Source organism: Kribbella sp. NBC_01245 (assembly GCF_036226525.1).
Taxonomy (GTDB): domain Bacteria; phylum Actinomycetota; class Actinomycetes; order Propionibacteriales; family Kribbellaceae; genus Kribbella.
Map to the genome: position 1 here is coordinate 7,302,551 of NZ_CP108487.1, position 23,286 is coordinate 7,325,836.

Sequence of the window (23,286 nt, forward strand, 5' to 3'; positions counted from 1 at the left end):
CGGACGGTCCGTAGCGGACTTGCGCTCCAATCGAACGTGTGTGCGATGCTGGATCCGTGGGCACGAACAGGCGCTATCCGAGGGACCCTTCGCCCGACGCCAAGCGCCGGCACTGCTGGGTGCTCGGTACGGCGTATGAGCGCGGACCGTGGCCCGGCCTGATCCTCGAATGGCGCCGGGCGAACGGTGGCGAGTGGATGGCGCGCGTCGTCTACGTGCCGAACCACCGGCAGACGCAGTCGGTCGAGGCGTGGTTCGCGGCCTCGCTGCTCCGTCCGCTCGAGCCGTCCCGCCTTCCGCAGGGCGAGGTCGACTTCCGCTGAGACCTCATCGGGAACCTATCGCGCGTTAATCGGACCTTTATCTCCACCTCACTAGCGTCGCTGACGTTCTGTACCGGATGAGGAACGGAGAGTGTTTTGAGGTCACGAGTGAGGCTCAAGGCCAGCCGTGCCATCGCCGCGCTGACCGGCCTGCTGTTGGTCGGGTCGCCGGCGGCAGCGGCGGTACCAACGGCCAAAATGTCGTATTACCAGCAGAAAGCGGTCTGGGCTATTTGCGATCCAGGCGAGCCACCGGAGGGGATGCCGGAAGACGTCTGGAAGATGATCTGGAAAGACCTCGAGTGCGCCGACGTCGTCGTACCGATGGACTATCGCAATCCCGGCGCCGGCAATCTCACCATCGCCATCAGCCGGTTGAAGGCGAGCGACCCCGCGCGTCGCCAAGGCGTGCTGCTGCTGAATCCGGGTGGTCCGGGCGGCAACGGCCTGCTGATGCCGAGCTTCTTCCGCAATGACGCCATCGCCAAGCCGTTCGACCTGATCGGGTTCGACCCACGCGGGGTGGGCCGGTCCACCGAGCTGAGCTGCGAGGAGCCGTCGAGCCCGCCGCTCGTCGAGACCCGGCCGACCGATGACCAGTTCGGCCGGTTCGCGGCGGACGCCCTCGCCCAGGAACGGGCCTGCGAACAGGCCGGCGGCGGGCTGCGGAAGTTCATCAGCACAGCCAACACCGCCCGCGACATGGACGTCATCCGCGCGGCGATCGGCGAGAAGAAGATCAACTACCTCGGCTTCTCGTACGGCACCTACCTGGGCGCGGCGTACGGCAGCCTCTTCCCGTCCAAGCTCAACCGCAGCGTGCTCGACTCGTCGATGCACCCGGACTGGTTCTACTACGAGGCGAGCAAGCAGCAGGCCGTCGCAGCCCGGGAGAACGTCGACGCGTGGGCCGGGTGGCTCGCGCAACGCGACAGCCGGTATCACTTCGGCAAGACCGCTGCCGAGGTACGGGCAACCCTGGACGCCGTACGCGCACGCCTCGCGAAGAAGCCGGTGCCGTGGCCGGACGCGCCTCCCGGCTATCCGGACATCGACGGTTCGCTGTTCGACATGATCCTCGGTGGCGCCAGTCCCTCGCGGCCGATGTGGCACGAGTTGGCCCTGCTGATCGGCGCGGTTCGGGACGCGAGCCAGACCACGAAGAACGCGCTCACGACGTCCGAGGGCAAGGCCTTCCGGGCGCTCTACGGGGTCATCAAGGAGACGTACAACGGGGTCTTCCCGGCCGTCACCTGCGAGGCCGACTGGCCGAAGGATCTCAAGGTGTACGAGGCGCGGATGCGGATCTTCCGGAAGAAGTACCCGTACGGTCCGGGCGCGATGGCGGCGGCTCCGACGAACTGCACATTCCGGTCGTTTACGCCGCCGGAGAAGCTGGTCGACCTCAAGCGTGCGGGTTATCCGACCGGCCTGGTGGTGCAGGCGGAGTTCGACCCGGCCACGCAGTACGACGGTGGGCCGGCGATGGCCGCCAAGCTGAACAACAACCTCATCTCGATCAAGGACGAGGGCAGTCACGGCATCTACGGCGGCAACGCCTGCGCGACCAAGAAGATCGACGACTACCTGATCAAGGGCATCCTGCCGGGATCGCGAACGGTCTGCCCCGGCGCTCCGCGTCCGGACGTGCCGGTCGACGGCGCGCGGTCCGGCAGAACGCTGACCGATACCGGGCCGATCGACCAGCGGGTGGCGAAGATCATCAAGGCCGGCAAACTCGGCCGCTTCCGCTGATCAAACAGGAATAGGTCTGCCGAAGAGGGCCTCGCCAACTGCCGCAAGGTGGGGGGCGAGGTCCTCGCTTGTTGCCTTCTGCAAGGCGGGCGTGCCGACCGCGGTGCGAAGTACGCCGATGCCGAGCAGCCAGGCCGCGAACAACTCGGTCCGCAAGGCCGGGTTGTTGCCCTGGGCAAGCTCTTGCAACACGTCGAGGTATTGCCCGCAGACCTGGTCGCGAACCCGGTCCCGCATGTCGTCATGCCCGGCCGATCGCAACAGCGCGATCAGCGGATGCTCCCCGGCGTACTCCTCCCACTCGGAGAAGACCAGTTGTTCGAGCAGCTTGGCCGGCAGCTCCTCGATCGGCCCGGCCGGCAGTTCGGCCGCGGCCCCGGGTGGGTTCATCGCCTCGGCGAATAGCTTGGACTTGGAGCCGAAATACCGGAAGAGCAGGGCCGGATCCACGCCGGCGTCACCGGCGACCTCTCGCACGCTGGCGCCGTCGTACCCCTCGCGGGCGAACCGGATCCGCGCGCACTCCAGCAGCCTCGCCCGGGTGGCCTCGCGATCGCGCTTGTGCGTCTCTGCCATGGCTCCAGCTTAAGTCATCGATCGTTGACATCGCCGCGGACCTGGTCGTACGGTGGCTAAGTCATCGATCGATGACTTAGTTGAGGGAGAGCGTATGAAGGACGTAGTGGTCGCCGGGGGAACCACCGGGCTGGGGCGCGCGATCGCGCTGCACTATCTGCGCGAGGGCGCTCGCGTCACCGTGATCGGCAGTACGCCGGCGCGCGGAGAGCAGTTCGTCAAAGATGGCGAGCAGTTCGTCAAAGACGGGGCGGCGTTCATCCAGGCGGATCTGCTGTCCGTGGCCGAGAACCGCCGGGTGGTCGAAGAAGTGCGGGCGCGGCACGACTCGCTCGACGCGTTGGTGCTGACCGCGATGACGCCGTTCCTCAAACGGGTCGAAACCGTCGACGGGTTCGAGGGACGTTCGTGCTCTACTACCTGAGCCGGTATCTGCTCAGCCATGGTCTGACCGACCTGCTGGAACGTGCCGACGAGCCGATCATCGTGAGTCTGGGCGCGACCGGTTTCACCAAAGGCGGGGTGAATTGGGATGACCCGCAGCTGACGCGGAAGTACAGCCCGATGAAGGCGATCCTGCAGGGCGGCCGGGCGAACGATCTGCTCGGTGTGGCGTATCTGCAGGCGCATCCCGACGGCAAGACCCGGTTCATGCTCGACCATCCGGGTTATACGAACAGCGGTACCAACCGGATGCCGCAGCCGCTGCGGGCCGGGTTGAACTTGCTGGCGAGGTTGTTCGCGAAGACCCCCGAGGAGAACGCGAAGCGCATCATCGCGGTGATGGACGACCAGCCCGACCGTCGCTTCATCCCATGGGATCGCGACAAGCCGGTCGACCCGACGCTGTCCAGTTTCGACCCGGACAACGCGCGCCGGCTGTCTGCGTTGACCAAGGACCTGCTCCGCTAAAAAGGTGGTGGACGGGCGCGACTCGTGTCAGCCTGCGGTATGGATGTTGTCGCCTCGCTGCCCGCGTTCCTCCTGGCCGTCCTGCTCATCTCGGCCTCGCCCGGGCCGGCGATGGCCCTGATCTTCCGCCGAGCCGCCTTGCAGGGATTTCGTGCCGCCGTGCCGACCGTGCTGGGGCTGGAGTTCGGGCTCTATCTCTGGGCGTTGATGGCCGGTGCCGGTCTGGCCGCCCTGGTCGCGGCGTCCCAAACGGCGTACCTCGTGCTCCGGGTCGTTGGTGCCGTGGTTCTCGTCTACCTCGGCGTTCAGGCTTGGCGTGCGGCTTGGCGGGATAAGGGTTCGGAGGCGGTTGACGTTCCGGCCGAGAGCGCAGAGCAGGTACGGCGTACTTGGTGGCGGCCGTTCGGCGAAGGGGTGCTGGTGCAACTAGCCAACCCGAAGGCGGCCGTTTTCATGTTCGCGTTCTACCCGCAGTTCGTGCCGGCGGATCGGCCGTTGCTCTCGACCACGGCCATCCTCGCGGCGCTCCAGGTCGTACTCGAGACGGCCTTCTACCTCACCCTCGCGCTGATCGTCGGCCGTGCCCGCAACTGGTTCACCCGCCCGGCCATCCGGCGCCGCCTCAACGCGATCAGCGGCACGGTCCTCATCACCCTCGGCCTGCGAGTCGCCGCCACCTCACGCTGAGGCTCGGGAAAAATCTGACCGAAGTGTCGATCCAGGGTCCATCCCTTCGACGCAGTGGTGAAAGCTAGGGCAAAACCGAAGGAGAAGACCCATGCGTTACATGATCATCAACAAGGCCGACGCCGACTCCGAGGCCGGTGTCCCGCCGACCAAGGAGGTCATCGAGGGCGTTGGTGCGCTGGTCGAAGACCTCGCCAAGGCGGGTGTGCTGCTGGTCGCCGAGGGCGTGCACAGCAGCGCGCGTGGCGCCCGGGTCAAGGTCGACGGGGGTAAGCGCACGGTCACGGACGGTCCGTTCGCCGAGACCAAGGAGCTGATCGGCGGCATCATGGTGATCGACGTCCGCAGCAAGGACGAGGCGATCGAGTGGGCAGCACGGCTGGCCGAGGCCCTTGACCAGGAGGTCGAGCTGCGACTGGTCGTCGAGGCCGAGGACATCGAGGCCGCCGGCGAGGCCGCGGGCCTGTAAAGAGGCTGCCGGTCTAAAGAGGCTGCCGGTCTAAGGAGCACGCCGGTATCCGGGCCGGGTCTGGGCAGCCGAATGAGGTTGCCCTGACCCGGCCGGTGCGGTTCTATCGTTCGGGTGACGGTTACGGATACCCACGGGGCGATCGACGCGGTCTGGCGAATCGAGTCGGCCCGGATCATCGCCGGCGTGGCGCGGCTGGTCCGCGATGTCGGCCTGGCCGAGGAGCTCGCGCAGGACGCGCTGGTCGCCGCGCTCGAGCAATGGCCCGAGTCGGGGGTGCCGAAGAACCCGGGCGCCTGGCTGATGGCGATCGCGAAACGCCGGGCGATCGACCTGATCCGGCGCAAGGAGACGTACCAGCGCAAACTCGCCGAGATGGGCCATGAGCTCGAGATCGACGGCGAGAGTGTCGAGGACGACGTGGAGTCGATCCTGGCCGACACCATCGAGGACGACCTGCTCCGGCTCGTCTTCACCGCCTGCCACCCGGTGCTGTCGACCGAGGCCCGCGCGGCGCTCACGTTGCGGCTGATCGGCGGCCTCAAGACCGACGAGATCGCCCGGGCCTTCCTGGTGCCGGAGGCAACGATCTCCCAGCGCATCGTGCGCGCCAAGAAGAACCTGGCCAAGGCGAACGTTCCCTTCGAGCTGCCGCCCACCGCCGAGCTGAACGAACGCCTCGCCTCCGTGCTCGAGGTCATCTACCTGGTCTTCAACGAGGGCTATTCCGCCACCGCCGGCGACGACTGGATGCGCCCGGCACTGTGCGACGAGGCGATCCGGCTCGGCCGCATCCTCGCCGGGCTGATGCCCGCCGAGCCGGAGGTGCACGGCCTGACCGCGCTGATGGAGATCCAGGCCTCCCGTTCGGCCGCGCGAACCGGGCCCGACGGTGAGCCCGTGCTGTTGCTCGAGCAGGACCGCTCCCGCTGGGACCGCCTGCTCATCCGCCGAGGTCTGGCCGCCCTAGACACCGCCTGGGGCCTGGAGGGAACGCCCGGCCCGTACCTCCTGCAAGCCGCGATCGCCGCCTGCCACGCCCGCGCCACCACCGCCGAGGACACCGACTGGGCCCGCATCGCAGGCCTGTACGGCGTACTCGCGCAAGTCTCGCCGTCGCCGGTGATCGAGCTGAACCGGGCCGTCGCGGTCTCGATGGCCTTCAGCCCGGCCCACGGTCTGGAAGTCGTCGACGGTCTGCTGGACGAGCCATCCCTCAAGGACTACCACCTACTGCCGAGCGTGCGCGGCGACTTCCTCTTCAAACTCGGCCGCCTCGACGAAGCCCGCGCCGAATTCGAACGAGCCGCCTCCCTCACCCGCAACGAACGCGAACGCACCCTCCTCCTATCCCGCGCCGCCGCCTGCTGAAGATTTTTCCGTTCATTCGTCGCAATCCGCCCTCTGCCGTCGGCTGCCCTGTGCTGGTCCGCTGAGCTGAGCGGGCGGATTGCGACGAATGAACGGAAAAATCTTGGCGGTGTTGGGGCCTTGTGACCACGCCGGGTGAAGGAAGTTCACCCGAACCTGTCGAGGAATCCGCCTCAGCTCCGACGTACCCGCGAAACCACCGAGACCTAGGAGGAATGAGATGGGCAAGGTCACCACCGGCGCCACGATGTCCCTGGACGGCTTCATCGCCGGACCGGAGGAAAGTGGCTTCGACCTGCTGTTCCAGTGGTACGGCAACGGCGACGTGGAGATCCCGTCCGCCAGCCCGGACGTACCGGCGATCCGCCTCTCGGCGGCGAGCGCCGGGCTGATCAAGCCGGAGTGGGAGAACACCGGTGCGCTGCTGGTCGGCCGGTATCTCTACGACATGACGAAGGCCTGGGGCGGCCGGCACCCGATGGACGTCACCACAGTCGTGCTCACCCACCAGCGCCCCGAGGACCGTCCGGAGGACGACGACAACTTCGTCTTCGTCACCGACGGCATCGAGGCCGCGGTGGCCAAGGCGAAGGAAATCGCCGGGGACAAGAACGTCGGCGTCAACGGCGGGCAGATGGCCCAGCAGTGTCTGGAAGCCGGGCTGCTCGACGAGGTCGGCGTGGAGCTGGTGCCGGTCCTGCTGGGAAGCGGGAAGCCCTTGTTCGCGGAACTCGGCGCTGTGCCGGTGCAGTTCGAGGGCCCGATCGCGGTCGTCGAGGGCACTGGTGTCACCCACCTGCGCTACCGCGTCAAGAAGTAGCCCTAGCGCCGGGTCTCTCTAGCAGTCGGATTCCTTCTCACGGCCTAGAGGTGTCGAAAACCGGGTGCGGTGTTCGACGCAGGGGTGAGAGACGGGGTGAGCCCGTCGGGAGCAGGAGGAATACCGATGATCAAGGTCAGGTCGAAGGACGGCACCAAGATCGCCGTGGACCGCTTGGGGGATGGGCCTGCCGTGATCCTGGTCGGCGGGGGATCGGTCGACCGGTCGGACAACGCGCCACTCGCGGCGCTACTCGCTGAGTACTTCACCGTCTACAACTACGACCGCCGCGGCCGGGGTGATAGCGACCTCAGCCCGGCCGGTACGCCGTACTCGCCGGAGCTGGAGTTCCAGGACCTGGAAGCGGTCTTCGCGGCCGCGGGCGGTTCCGCCGACCTGTACGGCATCTCGAGTGGTGCGGCCCTCGCGCTTCTCGCCGCCGCGGCGGGCTGCCCGGCCAAGAAGGTCGCGCTGTACGAGCCGCCGTACATCCTGGAGGAAAGCAGCAAACCCCGCCCGTCCAAGGACAACGCCTCGGTTTACCGGGAGCTGGTCGCCGCGGGGAAACGTGATGAGGCCTTCATCCGGTTTGTGGTGCATGGTGTCGGCCTGCCGGCGGAGTTGGTCGAGACCTGGCGGACCGAGCCGTGGTGGCCGAAGCAGTTGCAGCTTGCGCACACCCTCGAGTACGACGCGACGATCATGGGCGAGAGCCGGTTGCCGGTCGACGAGGTCCGCGACTACACCACGCCGACCCTGGTGATGAGTGGCGACTCCGGCTGGGAGTGGATCGAGGCGGCCGCGCCCGCGCTCGCCGGCATCCTCAAGAACGGCACGCATGAGGTCTTGAATGGGCAGACGCACGAGGTCGACCCGGCCGTGCTGGTGCCGAAGCTGCGCGCGTTCTTCGCATGACCGGGCCTGACTTTTCACACGAAGGGGTACTCCGATGAACACCACGACATCCGCCGACGGCACCACCATCGCGTACGACCGCATCGGCTCGGGCCCGGCGCTAGTCCTTGTCGACGGCGCGTTGTGCAGCCGTGCGCAAGGCCCGTTGCCCGAGGTGGCGGGGCAGTTGCAGGACGCCTTCACCGTCTACACGTACGACCGACGCGGCCGGGGCGACAGCGGTGACACCGAGCCGTATTCGCCCGAGCGGGAGATCGAGGACCTCGCGGCCGTTGTCGCCGAGGCGGGCGGTTCGGCGTACGCCTATGGCACGTCGTCTGGCGCCGCGCTGCTGCTTCGCGCTACCGCGGCGGGTGTGCCGATCACCCGGCTGGTCGCGTTCGAACCGCCCTTCGTGGTGGACGACAGCCGCAAGCCGATCCCGGCCGACTGGGTCGACCAACTGGCGGCGCGCGAGCCGGGTCAAGCGGTCAAGTACTTCATGACCAAGGGCATCGGCCTGCCCGGGTTCGTCGTGACGATGATGCGGCTGATGCCGGCCTGGAAGGGCATGACGGCCGTTGCGCACACCCTGCCGTACGACGCGAAGGTTGTCGGCGGCAACTGCTTCGGCAAACCGCTCGACGCCTCGCAATGGGAGTCGATCAAGGCCCCGGCGCTGATCGTCAACGGCGGCAAGAGCCCCGCCTGGATGCGAACCAGCGTCGCCGCCCTGGCCCAAGCCGTCCCGAACGCCCGCCACGAAGTAGTCGCCGGCCAGAACCACATGATCAAGGCCACCGCCATCGCCCCGGTGATCCGCGCCTTCCTGACCACCTGAGCGGCGTGTCACAAGGGACCGATGATGGGCGACACGCCGCGTCAGAAGGGCCCGATGACGGTGTTGTTACTGCTGCGGGAGCATTTGCTGGAGGGCCCAGCCGTTGCCGTCGGGGTCGCTGAAGAAGACGAAGCGGCCCCACGGGAACTCCTGGACCTCGCTGACCTCGACGCCACGCTCCAGTAGTTCCTTGCGGGCGGCGTCGGCGTCGTCGATCACGACCTGCAGGCCTTGTGCGGTGCCGGGCTCCTGCGTGCTGAGGCCCGTACCGATCGCGATCGAACAGGCCGAGCCGCGCGGCGTCAGCTGCACGAACCGGACCTCGTCGCTGATCCGGTGATCGTGGTCCTCGACGAACCCGACCTGCTCGGTATAAAACGCCTTGGCCCGATCCACATCCGTCACCGGCACAGCGACCAACTCGAGCTTCCAGTCCATCAAAACCCCTCCTTCGCCGAAATCTTTGGCCGTTCGAACAGTAAGGCTTCAGCGGTCCAATCGGGCAGTGATGCGATTGAGGTCGAAGCGTTCGCCCGCTGGCAGGGGAGTGCCGACGGAGGCGCGGAGGGTGGCGGCTTTGGTCAGGAGGCGGCGGGCTTCGGTGGGGTTGGCGGTCAGGGCCTCGACGCCGGCCAGGCCTTCGCAGGCGAGGGCGATCGCTCGCGGGTCGCCGACGGCTTCCGCGGTCGCGAGGCCTTCCTCATGGAGGGCGCGGGCCTGTACGGCGTCACCTCGTTGCTCGGCGGCGAAACCGAGTTCCGCCAGGATCAGCGCCACACCGGGCCCGCCGCCGTACTCGCGACACCAGTCGAGCCACGCCCGGAGGTGGAGCTCCGCCTGCTCGAGCTCACCGCGGCGCCGGGCGGTCATACCCAGACCCACCTCGGCGAACTGCACTCCGCGTTGATGCGACTGCGACCGGGCGAGCTCCATTCCGCGCCGGTGGTACTCGTCCGCGGCAGTGAAATCCCCGGCCAGCAGGGCCAATCGCCCGAGGCCGGAGAGCTTGTACGACGCTTCCGTCCACAGGCCGAGGTCTTGCGCGTAGCAGAGGCCTTCCTCGTGCAAGCGGGTTGCCTCGGCGTACTCACCAGAAACCTCGGCAAGGAACGCCAGAACATCCGTGGCACGCAGACGCCCCCAGCGATCGCCGAGGTCGCGGAAGGTGGTCGCACTGCGCACAGCGAGTTCGCGCGCTCTCGCCAGGTCACCGGCCGCCAGAGCGCTGGACGCCTGCAAGGACTCGACCGTGGCCGTACCCCAACGGTCATTGGTCCCCCGAGCCCTCCACCGCTCGCTCGGGCCCGGAGTTCCGAAGCCCACTTGGGCAGAGGCCAGCACGAGGGTTACGACACCTGGATCGCGCGCAGCGTCGTACAGGTCGTCTAGCTCGGCTTCAACCGGATCTACGCCATCACGAACCAGCAAGGTGAAGGCGGCTCGCCACAGTCCTGCAAGTGCCAGGGCGTCCGCAGGACCGGGCATGGCCAGTACACGATCTAGTGACCGCCGCGCCTCGCCCAACCGGCCTCGGACGAACCAGTACCACCCAAGGGCTGTGGTCAGTTCCAACGCCACGGAGGCGTCTCCGGCGTCAATGGCAGAGTCGAGCGCGGTACGGAGGTTCGCGGTCTCCGTGTCGAGTCGGGACAACCAGAGCTGCTGGTCATGCCCTCTGAGGTTGGAGTCGGCCTCAACCGCCAGCGCCAGGTAGTACTGCCGGTGGAGGCTCTCGACGGCTAGACGTTCCTGAAGTCGTTCAAGGCAGTACGCCGTCACAGACTCGAGTAGTCGGTAGCGGGTGCCGTCAGGTGTTGGGACGGCTACGACCAGCGAGCGATCTACCAGTCGTGACACGAGGTCCAGTACGTCGCCGGGCTTGATGCCGTCTCCCGCGCAGACAACCTCCGCGGCGGCCAACGTGCAGCCTTCGGCGTGTACGGCGAGCCGGCGCAGGACTATCCGCTCGGACTCTGTCAGGAGGTCCCAACTCCAGTCGATCATCGCCCGCAAGGTCTGTTGCCTAGCGGGCGCTCCACGCCTCCCGGCGACCAGTAGGCCGAACCGGTCGTCCAAACGCTCGGCAAGTTCGCGTACGCCGAGTGCGCGCACACGGGTGGCCGCGAGTTCGAGAGCGAGTGGGATGCCGTCAAGCCGCTGGCAGATGGCTGCAACGGCTGCAGGGTCGTCCGGCACGAAACTCGGTACGGCGGCACTAGCGCGAGCGGTGAACAGTTCAACGGCCGACGCCAGTTCAAGCGGTGGCACGGGCCAGAGGCGTTCACCGTCGACCGCCAACGACTCCTGGCTTGTCGCGAGGATGCGCAGCCCGGGCGCTCTCGCGAGCAGTACGCGGGCCAGTTCCGCTACCGGTTCGATCAAGTGCTCACAGTTGTCCAAGACCAGCAGAAGCCGTTTGTCCTGCAGCCCTTGGGCCAACCGATCCTGCAGCGGTTCCTCGGCGGAATCCCGCACGGACAATACGGCCGCGACGGCCTCGGCGGGGGACGTTGTACCGGCAAGCTCGACCAGCCAAACCCCATCCGGATAGACGGCCTGGCGAGCGGCCTCAAGCGCCAACCGGGTCTTACCCACACCACCCGAGCCTGTGAGCGTCACAAGTCGGCTTGCGGCGAGCAAGCCCTTCACAGTCGCTACAGCCTCACCACGGCCGATCAACTCGGTAAGCGGCTCCGGCAGGTTGTTCCGCCCCAGAGCCGTGCTGCCAGGCACAGTCGCCTCTTGCCGCAGTACAGCCTGGTAGACCGCAGAGAGCTCAGGGCTCGGATCAACCCCCAGCTCGTCCGCCAACCGCCGCCGCAACGCGTCGTACCGCTCAAGCGCCTCTGCCTGCCTCCCGGCTCCATAGAGGGCCCGAAGATGTACGGCGTGCAGTCGTTCCCGCAGCGGGTGGAGCGTCACCAGCTCGCCTAACTCGCTCACGAGCTCTCGGTGCTGCCCAAGTTCGAGACGTGCCTCGGCCAGGTCCTCCAGCGCGACGAGCCGTTCCTCTTCCAGCCGGGCCCGTACCGCCTCAGCAAAGTCGTACCCGTCATAGGCGGTTCCCCGCCACAGCGCGAGCGCCTCGGTCAACAGCGCCGGGTCCCGGTTCAACCTGGCCTTGGCGACTAGTGCCCGGAACTCCTCGCTATCGACGGCCGTAGCGGCCAGCGCGTATCCCGCCGGGCTAGAGACGACCAGTGCTTTGCCGCCCGGCTCGATCTCCTCCAGGGCTTTCCGCAACTGCCAGACCCGGGTCTGCAAGGTACTCCCCGGATTGGCCGGCAGACTGCCGCTCCAGAGATCATCGATCAACCTGTCCGCCGGAACGGGCCTTCCGCCGTACGAGAGCAGGTCGGCCAACAGCGCCCGGACCTTCTTCTCGCGGATCGTGCCCGGCTTACCGTCTGAGGACCAGACCTGCAGCGGACCAAGCACCCCGAAACGCACACCGTCAACCCTACCCAGGAGCCAACACAGGCTCGCTGGCCCGGTTGTCGGAGGCAGCACGCTCGCGGCGCGCCAGCAGGATGAACGGCAGGACCAGGAGCTGGATACCTGCACCGATGACGTAGGAAGGGCCGTAGCTCCAGACGTCGGCAGACCGGCCGAGGACCGGCTGGATGACCACGCCACCAGTGGAGCCGAGCAGGCTGTCCGACGACAGTACTGTCGCCCGCTGTGCCGACGGGATCAGTCCATTCAGGTAGGCCTGCCTGATCGGCATAGCGGCTGCGAACATCACTGACCACACCGCCAGTAGCGCGAACACCACCCAGAAGTTCTGCACCAGACCCATCAGCGCCAGCACTACCGCGGTGACGCCGGCAGTGATGAGGAGCGCCGACGTACGCCGCCGGAACGCCCTGGCCACCAGCGACACCGAGGCGCCGCCAGCGATCTGCGCTCCGGCGACCAGCCCGGCCGTCAGCCCGGCGATCGCGTAGGAATCTGCGCTGCCGTACAGCTCGAGCAGGTACGGCTGGGCCGCGTAGAAGCCGTACACGCTGACGCCCGAGGCGAAGGGTGCGGCGAGCATCAACCAACGCACTGGCGGGTTGAGCAGACCGTGCTCCAGCGATGCGCGCAGAATGCCGGCCATCTCCGACCTGACCGAGACACGCGGTTTCGGTGCGAAGCCGACGTCGTACATCGACCGCCAGGCCACCAAGAAGGTGAGTCCGAGCAGCACCGCCCGGACGAGGTACGGCACGCCGAGGTTGGTCGCCTGGGCCAGCAGGCCGCCGCCGATCGTGCCGCCCATCATCGCGATACCGCTCGCCATCTGCCCCTTACCGAAGGCCGTGTCCAGCGAGCCGTCGTACCCGCTGGCGGTCAGGCCGTCCACCAGCCACGCCTCGGTGGCGCCGCTGAAGAACGTGAACCCCAGTCCGAGCAGGGCCGACGCCGCCGCCCAGGCCGCGAACGGCGCACTGGTGTGCCACAGCAGCAGATAGAGCAGCGTGGATCCGAACAAGGTGGCCGCGCCGAGCAGGTACGACGTACGCCGGCCGACCGTATCGGCGACCACACCTGTCGGGACCTCGAACAGCACCATGCCCGCGGTGAAGAACGCGTTCGCGGCAAACGCCTCGCCGATACTCAGGCCGGCGTCGAGCAGGAACAGCGTGTTGATGCCCCAGATCATCGACGAAGCACTTGTCGACACGACGACAAGCGTTAGGTAGGTCCGCAGAAGCTGATCCGAAGCCATCAGGCACCTCTTCCGTCGTTGCTGTCACCTGCTACGTCGGAGCGGTCTAAAGCCCATCGACATTGGAGCTAGAGAAAACCTAGAGCGGTCGATCGCAGGGTTAGGGCCTGACAAGAACAGGAAGGACCTTCTGTGAGTAAGACCGATGTGACGGTATTGGGGCTTGGTTCGATGGGGCACGCGCTTGCTGCCGCGTTCCTGGCCAACGGACACCGGGTGACCGTGTGGAACCGCACCCCCGGCAAGGGCGACGACCTGGTCGCCCAAGGGGCCATCCGCGCGCAAGGCCCGAAGGAAGCAGTACAGGCGTCGCCGGTGGTTGTTGCCTGCGTACTGGACTACCCGACGCTGCACGGCGTGCTGGATGGTTCCTGGGACGCCCTGGCCGGGCGGACGCTGATCAACCTCACGAACGGGACGCCCGCACAGGCGCGGGAGACGGCCAAGCTGCATGACGGGGAGTACGTCGACGGCGGCATCATGGCCGTTCCGCCGATGATCGGTGGGCCGAGCGCGTTTGTGCTCTACAGCGGTTCGCGGGCCGCGTTCGAGCGGTACGAGGACATCCTCGGCGAGCTCGGCGCCACACACTTTCTGGGCGAGGACGCGGGCATGGCAGCGCTGATCGACCTGGCGCTGCTGAGCGGGATGTACGGCATGTTCGGCGGCGTCGCGCACTCGGTCGCGCTGGCCGCGTCGGGCGGTCTCGACCCGGCCGAGTTCACCACCTCGCTGCTCGCGCCCTGGCTGGTCGCGATGACCGGGGTGCTCAATTCGATCACCGATGACTCGCCTGCCGACATGCAGGTCATCGCGTTCGGGAACATCGTTGCTGCCAGCAACGACCAGGGCGTTGATCCGGAGTTGCTGAGCCACCTGACCACACCATTTCGCCAGATGATCGGCCCGGACGCGGCCGGTCTCACCCTCGAGGAGATGTTGAACCGATGACCCGAAAAGCTGTAGTCACAGGCGGTACGCACGGGATCGGGCTCGCCACCGTCAAGGCGTTGCTCGACGGCGGTGCCGAGGTGCTGCTGACCGGACGCGACGAGCGCAACCTGGAGAAGGCGCGCGGCGAGCTGACCGGGCGGTCCGCCCACGTGCTGCGGTCCGACGCGGCCAGCCTCGCCGATATCGATGCCCTCGGCAACGAGGTGGGCCAGCGGCTGGGGCAGATCGACCTGCTCTTCGTGAACGTCGGCATCTCGATGCTGGAGCCGTTCGACCAGGTCACCGAGGCGTCGTACGACCGGAGTTTCGCGGTCAACACCAAGGGCGCGTTCTTCACCGCCCAGCGCCTCGCGCCGCTGGTCCGCGACGGTGGTGCGATCGTCTTCACCTCGTCGATCGCGGACGAGGGCGGCGAGTCCACGATGACGGTGTACGGCGGTACCAAGGCGGCGCTGGTGTCGATGGCCAAGGGCATGGCGGGCGCGCTGCTGGCTCGCGATATCCGGGTCAACGTGGTCAGCCCAGGGTTCATCGACACCCCGACGATGGGCGCCGCCGATCTGTCCGAGGCCGACCGGCAGGCCTTCCGCGTGATCGGGGATGAGATGACGCCGATGAAGCGGCACGGTACGGCGGAGGAGGTGGCGGCCGCGGTCCTCTACCTGGCCTTCGACGCCACCTACACCACCGGATCCCGCCTAGTCGTCGACGGCGGCCTCGGCACCGGCATCACACGCGCCTGAGGAAGGTTTAAGGTCGAGGGATGGCGCGGGAGTTGGTGGTGCTGGGGACGGGGAGTCAGGTGCCGTCGCGGAGCCGCGGCCAGAACGGGTATTTCCTGCGCTGGGATGACGAGGGTTTCCTCTTCGACCCGGGCGAAGGTACCCAACGGCAGATGCTCTTCGCGGGTGTCGCCGTCGGCGCGATCACGCGAATCTGCATCACCCATTTCCACGGCGACCACTGCCTGGGATTGCCAGGCGTCGTCCAACGGCTCTCCCTCGACCGTGTCCCGCACACCGTGCAAGCGCACTACCCAGCGTCCGGCCGGGAGTACTTCGCCAGATTGCGCCACGCCAGCTCCTTCTACGAAGTGGCCAAGGTCGCGGAGGAGCCGGCGTACGACGACGGCCCGATCGCGTCCGGCCCGTTCGGCGTACTGACTGCGCTGCGCCTGGAGCACCCGGTCGAGGCCTTCGGCTACCAACTCGTCGAGCCCGATGGCGTGCGGATGTTGCCCGAGGCGCTCGCCGGGTACGGCGTGACCGGGCCGGACGTGGGACGGCTGCAACGCGAGGGCCTGGTGGAGGTGGACGGCCGGGTGGTGACGCTCGACCAGGTGAGTACGCCGAGGGCGGGTCAGCGGTTCGCGTTCGTGATGGACACGCGCCTTTGCGACAACGTCTACGAACTGGCGGATCGGGCCGACATGCTCGTCATCGAGTCCACCTTCCTCAGTTCCGAAAGTGCGCACGCGACGACGTACGGTCATCTCACCGCCCTCGATGCCGCCCGCGTCGCGAAGGAGTGCGGCGTACGCAAACTGGTGCTGACCCATTTCTCGCAGCGGTACGACGACCCGGACGCCTTCCGCCGCGAAGCCGCCGAGGGGTTCGACGGCGACCTGGTCATCGCCGCCGACCTCACCCGAATCGCCGTACCGTCCCGAGCCTGACCTACTTCGCCGTCATGCGCGTGAGTGGAGCCGGCGTCAGGGTCTTGTGGGCCTTCAGGTAGGCGGCGAAAGTCTCGTGGTCGGTGTTGTTGCGGACCGGATTGCTGTAACCGGCCTTGAACGCGGTATAGCCGTCTCCACCGATCACCGTGTACGCCAGCACCGCGACCCGGTAGGTCTTGCCCGGGGCGAGGGCGACACCGTCGATCTTCACGTCTGCCGGGTCGACCCGATCGCCGACGGGACGGCTCGCATCGTAGGAGTAGGCGACGTTCCCCGACACCGCCAGTGGCGCGAACTTCACCGTCCCATTGGGCTGAGTCTGCCATTGCTGCTCGAGCGCGGCGTCCAGCGATTCTCCGGTCAGGCTCACGGTCAGGACCGGATTGCCGTACCCGTAGGCCTCCCACGACTCACCGAGCAGCACGCGCCCGTCGGCATCACCCGGCTTGTTGCTATTGGCAACCAGTAGGTCACCGCGCAACGCCGTACTGCCGACCGCGGGCTTGGCGGCGACGATGCCGAGGTCGGCGGACCCGTTCTGCCGGGCGGTCCACAGATGCACGTCGGCGGCCAGGTCCGCGAACGTGCTCTCGCCGGCCGCGTTCGCGGTCCGGGTGAAGTCGCCGGTGATGGTGGCGACCGGTTCGGCGTACTTGCGCGCGCCGGCGGCGGTCCAGTAGTCGACGATGCGCTGGATTCGGGCGTCCGGGGTGACGTCTCGGGTGACGGCGTGGTTGGTCGAGGTCGTCTTGTCCCGCAGGACCTCACCCGTACGGCGGTCGAGCTGGAGGTTGATCTCGTTGATCAGACGGCCGTGGTTCGCGGCCTCGACGACCGGGCGCGGATTGCCGGCCGGGTCCGGGATATTGCAGTTGAAAGCCGTGTGCCAGTGGCCGGTCACGATCGCGTCGATCTGCGGGGTGACCTTGCGGGCGAGTTCGATCGCGGGTCCGGTCGGGTTGACGCAGTTGTCGTACGTCGGCGATGCGTCGGTACCGCCCTCGTGCATGTTCAGCACGATCGCCTTCACCCCGCGCCGGGTCAGCTCGGCCGCGGCCGCGTTCGCCGACTCCAGCGGATCGAGTGACTTGAGACCCGGCTGGAACGACGTCGAGCCGACGGGGGTGTCGGGAACGGTCAGGCCGATGAAGCCGACCGGGTACGCCCGGCCGTGATCGCTGACCCAGCGGATCGTGTACGGCGCGACGATCGTGCGGCCCATGGCGTCCACGATGTTCGCCGATTGGAACGAGAAGTCGGCACCGTGGAAGCGGCGCCCGGTGGAGTCGGTGAAGCAACTGTCCACCCCGACCTTGCCGAAGCACTTGCCGTTCGCCATGTGGTCGACCAGGAAGCTCTTCGACACGTCCAGTTCGTGATTGCCGACCGCGTCGAACTCCACCCCGAGCGCGTTCATCACCTCGACCGTCGGTTCGTCGGCATGCGCGTCGACCTCGAACGGCCAGCCGGCGAAGCTGTCGCCGGCGGCGAAGAAGATCGAGTTCCGCTGGCCGGCCCAGATGGTGTTCAGATGCGCGGCCAGGTACGCCGCTCCGCCGACGACCTGGGGCTTGCCGTCGGGGCCGACGATGGTGCCGCCGTCGGCGGGGGACGGCGGTCGCAGGTAACCGTGGAAGTCGGTGATCGAGACCAGCTGCACCGGTACCGAGGTGGGAACGGCGTCGGCGGCCGCGCCGAACGCGGTGGGGCTCAGGCCGGCCGCGACAACCGCGACGAGGGCCGCGGCCCTGACGCGTGGGCGGTGAAACATGCGCACAAGTGTCTCCTCAACTGTCCAGGCAAGCACTTTCCGACAGAATCAGACTGCCCCACGATGAACGCCAAGTCACCATCAAACGGCGAGTCGCTGAATCCGGAAAGAATCTGCCCACCCGTTGGCCCCTTCTTTTGCGTTCATTCGTCGGAATCCGCCCTCTCGGCTCAGTGGACAGGTGCAGGTCAGCGGTGAGAAGAGGGCGGATTCCGACGAATGAACGCAAAAGAAGGTGAGCTAGAAGCCGTGGTCGGGGTTGAGGTAGTCGGGGAGGAGGTCGAGGAGGGCCTCGATCGGGCGGCTTCGGCGGCGGCCGCGGGCGGTTGCGACGTACAGTTTCCAGGTCAGCGGTTGCCCGGCCAGGGGTACGACCACCACGTTCGACCCGGGCTTGACGTTGAGCTGTGGGATGACCGCGACACCGAGACCCGCCGCGACGTACGCCGGAACGCTGGGCAGATCCGGCACCTCGACCGTGACCCGGCGCGGCCTGCCCATCGCCTCGTACGCGCGATCCACCACCAGCCGATTGCCGAAACCGCGCAGGGTGTCGACAAAAGGCTCGTCGGTCAACGAAGCCAGCTCGAGATCCCGCCGATCGGCCAACGCGTGCCGCCGGGGGAGCAGCGCGACGAACGGCATCTCCAGGATCGGGTCCGCGTCCAGCCCGGTGAGGTCTGACTCGGGCAGTCCGAGGAAGGCGAGGTCCAGCCGGCTCCGGCGCAGGTCCTCGGCCAGGCCGGTCGAACCCTCGGGCGAGGCGGTCAGGTGTAACTGGACCTCCGGGTGGCGTTCGTGGAAGGCGCCGGCGAGGGCGGCCAGGTCGATCGCGCCGATCCGCGTGAGCGTGCCGATGCGCAGGCTGCCGCGCAGGCCCGTCGTGGTCTCCTCGACCGTGGCCCGGGCCCGGTCGAACGCGGCCAGCGCCGCCTTGGCCTCGGGCAGCAGCGCGGCGCCCGCGGGGGAGAGCGCGACGGCCCGGGTCGATCGCTCGAACAAGGGCGTCCGCAACTCGGTCTCCAGCGCGCGAATCGCCGCCGAAACGGTCGACTGGACGGCGAAGACCCGCTGGGCGGCGCGGGTGAAGCTCAATTCCTCGGCGACCGCGACGAAGTACTCGAGCTGGCGATTGTCCACGACGGCTATTATCGCTCAAACCGATAAGAGCATCCAGGTCTTTTCGTTGGACTCGATGACTCACGAGTGTGATGGTCGAAGGGTGAACAACAAGCTCAGTCATGCGGCCGGTTCGTGGATCGTCGGCGCCGCCTTCTTCATCACGATGGCCTTCGGGACGCTGCCGACTCCGCTCTACGCGCTCTACCAGCAGCGCGACGGGTTCAGCACGTTCACCCTGACGGTCGTTTTCGCCGGTTACGCCTTCGGGGTGATGGCCAGTCTCTATCTCGCCGGTCACCTCAGCGACCGGCTCGGCCGTCGCCGGGTAGCGCTCGCCGCCGTACTGCTCGAACTGCTGTCCGCCGGGATCTTCCTGCTCTGGCCGGAGGTGCCCGGGCTGATCCTCGCCCGGTTCGTCTCGGGGCTCGGCGTTGGCGTCATCACCGCGACGGCCACCGCGCACGTGGCCGAACTGCGACAGCTCGGGCGCCCCGGCGAGCACCCCAGACGCGCGTCGATGCTCTCCACCGCGGCCAACCTCGGCGGCCTGGCCGTCGGCCCGTTGATCGCCGGCCTCCTGGCCCAGTATGTGCGGTCGCCACTGACCACGCCGTACGTGGTCTTCGTGCTCCTGCTCGCGATCAGCGCACTCGGGCTGGCGCTGGTGCCGGAGACGGTGACGCCGCCCGCGGAGCGCGTGCCGTACCGGCCGCAGCGGGTGTCCGTACCGCGCGAGGCCCGCGGCACCTTCCTCGCGGCCGGCGCCGGTGTGGTGTCGGCGTTCGCGATCCTCGGCTTGTTCACCTCGGTCGCGCCGACGTTCCTGTCCGGGACCTTGCACGAGACCTCGCGGGTGCTCGCGGGCGCGGTGCCGTTCGCCGTGTTCGCCGCCGCGGCCCTCAGTCAGATCGTGCTCTCGGCGATGACGGTCCGCAATCAGCTCAAACTCGGTACGGCGTTGATGGCTGCGGGCCTGGTCGCCATCGCCGCGGCCGTCGTCTTTCCGAGCCTCGCGCTCTTCGTCGTCGGCGGCATCGTCGCGGGCGCCGGCGTCGGCCTGGTCTTCCGTACGTCGGTCGCGTCCGCCGCCTCGCTGGCAACCCCTGACTCGCGTGGTGAGGTCCTGGCCGCCATCTTCCTGGTCGGCTACAGCGGGTTGTCCCTCCCGGTGATGGCCATCGGCCTCGCCCTGCTGGTCTTCCCCACCACCGTCGTCCTCCCGGCCTTCGCCCTCTTGGCCCTCCTCGGCGTCCTCTACTCCGCCACCCGCCTCCTCGCCCCGCCCCCAGCCCCCGTGGTCCCGACCGCCGTCTGACCGCTCGGAAAGGTGGTTCGCGGTGTCGGCCGGGGCGAATAGACTTCGTGCTTCAGGCTTTTCGGCTCACTTCCCCGCGAGGTTTTCGTAGTGCTCACCATGCAGGACGCGTTGCTGGCGTTGACGAAGTACTGGACCGACCGAGGCTGCATGATCGTGCAGCCCTTCAACACCGAGGTCGGCGCCGGCACGCTGAACCCGGCGACCATTCTGCGCGTGCTCGGTCCCGAGCCGTGGAAGGTGTCGTACGTCGAGCCCAGCGTCCGGCCGGACGACGCCCGCTACGGCGAGAACCCGAACCGGCTGCAGACGCACACCCAGTTCCAGGTGGTGCTCAAGCCGGACCCGGGCAACCCGCAGGAGCTGTTCCTGGAGAGCCTCGAGGCCCTCGGGATCGACATCCACGCGCACGACGTCCGCTTCGTCGAGGACAACTGGGCCAACCCGGCGACCGGTTCGTGGGGTCTCGGCTGGGAGGTCTGGCTGGATGGGCTGGAGATCACCCAGTTCACGTACTTCCAGCAGGCCGGCGGCATGACGCTGGACCCGGTCTCGGTCGAGATCACCTACGGCGTCGAGCGCATCATGATGGCGCTGCAGGGTGTCAGCCACTTCAAGGACATCGCCTACGCCCCGGGGATCAGCTACGGCGAGGCATTCGGCCAAGCTGAGTACGAGATGAGCCGCTACTACCTCGACGACGCGGACGTCGAAGGCCAGAAGCGCCTCTTCGAGGAGTATGCGACCGAGGCCCGGCGGATGCTCGACGCGCGGCTGCCGGTGCCGGCGCACACCTATGTGCTGCGTTGCTCGCACACGTTCAACGTGCTCGACGCCCGCGGCGCGGTCAGTACGACGGAGCGCGCGAAGGCCTTCGGGCGGATGCGCGGTCTGGCCCGCGAGGTCGCCCAGCTGTGGGCCGAGCGCCGGACCGAGCTCGAGCACCCGCTGGGCCTCGCCGAGCTGCCGGCCGTCGCGCCGGTGCCGACCGAGTTCCCGGTGGTGGACGGCGAGCGCCGGCTGCTGTTCGAGCTCGGGACGGAGGAGCTGCCGCCGAGTGAGGTGACCAAGACCGCCGACGCCGTGCGCAAGGCGCTGACCGAGAAGCTCGGCGCCACCCGCCTCGGCCATGGCGAGATCAGCACCTTCGCGACCCCGCGCCGGGTGATCGCGATCGTCGACGCCGTTCAGCCCGCCGAGCCGGATGCCGAGCGCGTGGTTCGCGGCCCGAAGAAGGCGGCCGCGTTCGACGCCGACGGCAATGTGACCAAGGCCGCGGCCGGTTTCGCCCGCGGGCAGGGTGTCGACGTCAGCGAGCTGCACGACATCGACGTGGACGGCGTGGCGTATGTCGGTGTCACCAAGGCCGATCTTGGCCGGGGTGCCACCGAGGTGCTCAGCGGTGTGCTCGCCGAGGTCGTGACGGGTCTGCGTTCCGACAAGAACATGCGCTGGAACGACCCGAAGCTGTCCTTCACCCGGCCGATTCGCTGGCTCGTTGCGCTGCTCGGTGACCAGCTGATCCCGTTGTCCGTGGGCAGTCTCACCGCCGGGCGCACCACTCGCGTGCATCGCGTCGCCGCCCAGCCGGAGATCGAGATCGCCTCCGCGGACGCCTACCTCGACCTGCTGCGCTCGAATGGGATCGAGGCCGACGCTGACGTTCGTCGTACCAGGATCGTCGCTGATGCGGGCCGGCTGGCCGCGACGGTGGATGGTGTGGTCGACGTTGACGGCGAGACCGCGCTGGTGGACCAGATCGTCAACCTGGTCGAGGAGCCGACCGCGCTGCTCGGTGGTTTCGAGCCGGACTATCTGTCGCTGCCGCCGGAGATCCTCACCACGGTGATGCGCAAGCACCAGCGGTACCTGCCGGTGCGTAATGCCGATGGCGGCTTGCTGCCGCACTTCGTCGCGGTGGCGAACGGCGCGATCGATGAGGCGACCGTGCGCGCGGGTAACGAGGCCGTGCTGCGCGCGCGTTACGAGGACGCCGCGTTCTTCTGGCGCGCGGATCTGCAGACGACGCCCGAGGCGATGAAGTCCGGGCTGGACAAGCTCGCTTTCGAGGAGCGGCTCGGCTCGATGGCCCAGCGGGCGCAGCGGATCGGCGCGATCGCGCTGGCGCTGGCCGAGACGGCCGGGCTGGGCGAGGACGAGCTGGTCACGTTGCGCCGGGCGGCCGAGCTGGCGAAGTTCGACCTCGGCTCGCAGATGGTGGTCGAGCTGACCAGCCTGGCCGGCACGATGGCCCGGGAGTACGCGCGCCGTGCCGGGGAGACCAAGGCGGTCGCGCAGGCGCTGTTCGACATGGAGTTGCCGCGTTCCGGTGGCGACCCGACGCCGGTCACGACGGCCGGTGCGTTGCTGGCGCTGGCGGACCGATTCGACCTACTGGCCGGGCTGTTCGCGATCGGTGCCACTCCGACTGGTAGCTCGGACCCGTTCGGTCTGCGTCGCGCCGCCGCTGGCGTGGTGGCGATCCTGCGCGACCACCCATCGTTGCGCGCAATTACCTTGCCGGTAGGCATTTCCGCGGCGTCCGCGCAGATCGTTGCCCAGGGCATCGAGGTGCCGGAGGCCTCGCTGGCCGAGGTGGCCGACTTCGCCGTACGTCGGTATGAGCAGCAGTTGCTTGACCGCGGCAACGACCCGCACCAGGTTGCCGCCGTGCTATTCCTGGCCAACGCGCCTGTGGTTGCGGACGAGACGCTTGCCGAGTTGCAGCGGCAGGCCGGTAGCGAGTCGTTCGCTGAGCTGGTTGCCGGATTGCAGCGGACCCGGCGCATCGTGCCGGCCGGGACCGAGGCGACGTACGACGCGTCGAAGCTGACCGAACCGGCCGAGCTCGCGTTGCACCAGACGGTCACGAAGGTGCGGGAAGCGCTCGGCTCGGGTCCGATCGGGCTGGCCGACTTCATCGCGGCGGCGTCGATCCTGACCGGGCCGGTGACGGCGTTCTTCGAGGAGATCCTGGTGATGGCCGAGGACCTCGACGTCCGCGCCGCCCGCCTGGGGCTGCTCGCCACCATCCGCGACCTGGCCGCACCGGTGCTCGACTGGCAGGCGTTGGTCTAAAGCTTT

21 protein-coding genes are annotated in these 23,286 nt (G+C 68.0%); 15 read left to right on the top strand and 6 right to left on the bottom strand.

Annotation, left to right across the window (positions count from 1 at the left end; translation table 11 throughout):
• The first annotated feature begins 56 nt into the window (after positions 1 to 56).
• Both OG394_RS33470 and OG394_RS33475 read left to right on the top strand, forming a co-directional pair.
• Positions 57 to 323, top strand: a complete 267-nt coding sequence (locus OG394_RS33470) for a hypothetical protein (RefSeq protein WP_328991176.1) — start codon at positions 57 to 59, stop codon at positions 321 to 323.
• Positions 324 to 419: 96 nt separating this feature from the next.
• Complete coding sequence (locus OG394_RS33475) at positions 420 to 2,078, top strand: alpha/beta fold hydrolase (RefSeq protein WP_328991177.1); 1,659 nt, start codon at positions 420 to 422, stop codon at positions 2,076 to 2,078.
• On the opposite strand, the gene OG394_RS33480 is transcribed toward OG394_RS33475, so the two are convergent.
• Positions 2,079 to 2,654, bottom strand: a complete 576-nt coding sequence (locus tag OG394_RS33480) for a TetR/AcrR family transcriptional regulator (protein ID WP_328991178.1) — start codon at positions 2,652 to 2,654, stop codon at positions 2,079 to 2,081. It abuts the gene before it with no gap.
• Positions 2,655 to 2,748: 94 nt separating this feature from the next.
• On the opposite strand from OG394_RS33480, the gene OG394_RS33485 reads away from it, so the two are divergent.
• The 8 genes from OG394_RS33485 to OG394_RS33520 all read left to right on the top strand — a co-directional run bounded on the left by OG394_RS33485 (position 2,749) and on the right by OG394_RS33520 (position 8,648).
• Entirely contained in the window at positions 2,749 to 3,078 is a 330-nt protein-coding gene (locus tag OG394_RS33485; protein ID WP_328991179.1) for an SDR family NAD(P)-dependent oxidoreductase, read from the top strand.
• Positions 3,063 to 3,566: a hypothetical protein gene (locus OG394_RS33490; protein WP_328991180.1), complete on the top strand. Its 504-nt coding sequence runs from the start codon at positions 3,063 to 3,065 to the stop codon at positions 3,564 to 3,566. The genes OG394_RS33485 and OG394_RS33490 overlap by 16 nt, the downstream gene beginning before the upstream one ends.
• Before the next feature lie 39 nt (positions 3,567 to 3,605).
• Positions 3,606 to 4,253 (top strand): LysE family translocator, encoded by a 648-nt coding sequence (locus OG394_RS33495; RefSeq protein ID WP_328991181.1) that lies wholly within the window; start codon positions 3,606 to 3,608, stop codon positions 4,251 to 4,253.
• Between the two features lie 91 nt (positions 4,254 to 4,344).
• A complete protein-coding gene (locus tag OG394_RS33500) occupies positions 4,345 to 4,722 on the top strand; it encodes a YciI family protein (protein WP_328991182.1) in 378 nt (125 codons plus the stop codon).
• Positions 4,723 to 4,836: 114 nt separating this feature from the next.
• Positions 4,837 to 6,093 (top strand): RNA polymerase sigma factor, encoded by a 1,257-nt coding sequence (locus OG394_RS33505; RefSeq protein WP_328991183.1) that lies wholly within the window; start codon positions 4,837 to 4,839, stop codon positions 6,091 to 6,093.
• A gap of 220 nt (positions 6,094 to 6,313) precedes the next feature.
• Positions 6,314 to 6,913 carry a dihydrofolate reductase family protein gene (locus OG394_RS33510; RefSeq protein ID WP_328991184.1) on the top strand — a complete coding sequence of 200 codons (600 nt, stop codon included), beginning with the start codon at positions 6,314 to 6,316 and terminating at the stop codon, positions 6,911 to 6,913.
• A gap of 126 nt (positions 6,914 to 7,039) precedes the next feature.
• Entirely contained in the window at positions 7,040 to 7,828 is a 789-nt protein-coding gene (locus OG394_RS33515; protein WP_328991185.1) for an alpha/beta fold hydrolase, read from the top strand.
• Positions 7,829 to 7,862: 34 nt separating this feature from the next.
• Positions 7,863 to 8,648, top strand: coding sequence for an alpha/beta fold hydrolase (locus OG394_RS33520; RefSeq protein WP_328991186.1), 786 nt, complete (start codon positions 7,863 to 7,865; stop codon positions 8,646 to 8,648).
• Positions 8,649 to 8,714: 66 nt separating this feature from the next.
• Here OG394_RS33520 and OG394_RS33525 read toward each other — a convergent pair whose 3' ends face one another.
• Genes OG394_RS33525 through OG394_RS33535 form a run of 3 tightly spaced genes read right to left on the bottom strand, consistent with a single transcriptional unit; the run spans position 8,715 to position 13,362 of the window.
• Positions 8,715 to 9,086, bottom strand: coding sequence for a VOC family protein (locus tag OG394_RS33525; protein ID WP_328991187.1), 372 nt, complete (start codon positions 9,084 to 9,086; stop codon positions 8,715 to 8,717).
• A 48-nt stretch (positions 9,087 to 9,134) separates the two neighbouring features.
• Positions 9,135 to 12,098 (bottom strand): BTAD domain-containing putative transcriptional regulator, encoded by a 2,964-nt coding sequence (locus OG394_RS33530; protein ID WP_328991188.1) that lies wholly within the window; start codon positions 12,096 to 12,098, stop codon positions 9,135 to 9,137.
• A 10-nt stretch (positions 12,099 to 12,108) separates the two neighbouring features.
• A complete protein-coding gene (locus tag OG394_RS33535) occupies positions 12,109 to 13,362 on the bottom strand; it encodes an MFS transporter (protein WP_328991189.1) in 1,254 nt (417 codons plus the stop codon).
• 132 nt (positions 13,363 to 13,494) lie between these two features.
• Between OG394_RS33535 and OG394_RS33540 the strand changes: the two genes are divergently transcribed.
• From OG394_RS33540 to OG394_RS33550, 3 genes are read left to right on the top strand one after another with little or no spacing between them, the layout of a single operon-like run.
• On the top strand, positions 13,495 to 14,313 hold the full coding sequence (locus OG394_RS33540) for an NAD(P)-dependent oxidoreductase (protein WP_328991190.1): 819 nt from the start codon (positions 13,495 to 13,497) through the stop codon (positions 14,311 to 14,313).
• Positions 14,310 to 15,059 (top strand): SDR family oxidoreductase, encoded by a 750-nt coding sequence (locus OG394_RS33545; RefSeq protein ID WP_328991191.1) that lies wholly within the window; start codon positions 14,310 to 14,312, stop codon positions 15,057 to 15,059. Before OG394_RS33540 ends, OG394_RS33545 begins: the two co-directional genes overlap by 4 nt.
• A gap of 20 nt (positions 15,060 to 15,079) precedes the next feature.
• The gene (locus OG394_RS33550) at positions 15,080 to 15,991 is read left to right on the top strand and encodes a ribonuclease Z (RefSeq protein WP_328991192.1); all 912 of its coding nucleotides are present in this window, start codon (positions 15,080 to 15,082) and stop codon (positions 15,989 to 15,991) included.
• A 1-nt stretch (position 15,992) separates the two neighbouring features.
• Here OG394_RS33550 and OG394_RS33555 read toward each other — a convergent pair whose 3' ends face one another.
• The gene (locus OG394_RS33555; RefSeq protein ID WP_328996893.1) at positions 15,993 to 17,765 is read right to left on the bottom strand and encodes a bifunctional metallophosphatase/5'-nucleotidase; all 1,773 of its coding nucleotides are present in this window, start codon (positions 17,763 to 17,765) and stop codon (positions 15,993 to 15,995) included.
• A gap of 240 nt (positions 17,766 to 18,005) precedes the next feature.
• Positions 18,006 to 18,905 carry a LysR family transcriptional regulator gene (locus tag OG394_RS33560; RefSeq protein WP_328991193.1) on the bottom strand — a complete coding sequence of 300 codons (900 nt, stop codon included), beginning with the start codon at positions 18,903 to 18,905 and terminating at the stop codon, positions 18,006 to 18,008.
• An 82-nt stretch (positions 18,906 to 18,987) separates the two neighbouring features.
• On the opposite strand from OG394_RS33560, the gene OG394_RS33565 reads away from it, so the two are divergent.
• Together OG394_RS33565 and OG394_RS33570 are read left to right on the top strand one after the other, a co-directional pair.
• Positions 18,988 to 20,202, top strand: a complete 1,215-nt coding sequence (locus tag OG394_RS33565; protein ID WP_328991194.1) for an MFS transporter — start codon at positions 18,988 to 18,990, stop codon at positions 20,200 to 20,202.
• A 99-nt stretch (positions 20,203 to 20,301) separates the two neighbouring features.
• A complete protein-coding gene (locus OG394_RS33570) occupies positions 20,302 to 23,280 on the top strand; it encodes a glycine--tRNA ligase (protein WP_328996894.1) in 2,979 nt (992 codons plus the stop codon).
• The last annotated feature ends 6 nt before the right edge of the window (positions 23,281 to 23,286 follow it).

Bases quoted from the DNA above. Each gene is read 5' to 3' on its own strand.
- OG394_RS33480 (WP_328991178.1), bottom strand. From the start codon at position 2,654: ATGGCAGAGACGCACAAGCGCGATCGCGAGGCCACCCGGGCGAGGCTG.
- OG394_RS33485 (WP_328991179.1), top strand. From the start codon at position 2,749: ATGAAGGACGTAGTGGTCGCCGGGGGAACCACCGGGCTGGGGCGCGCG.
- OG394_RS33495 (WP_328991181.1), top strand. From the start codon at position 3,606: ATGGATGTTGTCGCCTCGCTGCCCGCGTTCCTCCTGGCCGTCCTGCTC.
- OG394_RS33500 (WP_328991182.1), top strand. From the start codon at position 4,345: ATGCGTTACATGATCATCAACAAGGCCGACGCCGACTCCGAGGCCGGT.
- OG394_RS33510 (WP_328991184.1), top strand. From the start codon at position 6,314: ATGGGCAAGGTCACCACCGGCGCCACGATGTCCCTGGACGGCTTCATC.
- OG394_RS33515 (WP_328991185.1), top strand. From the start codon at position 7,040: ATGATCAAGGTCAGGTCGAAGGACGGCACCAAGATCGCCGTGGACCGC.
- OG394_RS33520 (WP_328991186.1), top strand. From the start codon at position 7,863: ATGAACACCACGACATCCGCCGACGGCACCACCATCGCGTACGACCGC.
- OG394_RS33525 (WP_328991187.1), bottom strand. From the start codon at position 9,086: ATGGACTGGAAGCTCGAGTTGGTCGCTGTGCCGGTGACGGATGTGGAT.
- OG394_RS33535 (WP_328991189.1), bottom strand. From the start codon at position 13,362: ATGGCTTCGGATCAGCTTCTGCGGACCTACCTAACGCTTGTCGTCGTG.
- OG394_RS33545 (WP_328991191.1), top strand. From the start codon at position 14,310: ATGACCCGAAAAGCTGTAGTCACAGGCGGTACGCACGGGATCGGGCTC.
- OG394_RS33550 (WP_328991192.1), top strand. From the start codon at position 15,080: ATGGCGCGGGAGTTGGTGGTGCTGGGGACGGGGAGTCAGGTGCCGTCG.
- OG394_RS33555 (WP_328996893.1), bottom strand. From the start codon at position 17,765: ATGTTTCACCGCCCACGCGTCAGGGCCGCGGCCCTCGTCGCGGTTGTC.
- OG394_RS33570 (WP_328996894.1), top strand. From the start codon at position 20,302: ATGCAGGACGCGTTGCTGGCGTTGACGAAGTACTGGACCGACCGAGGC.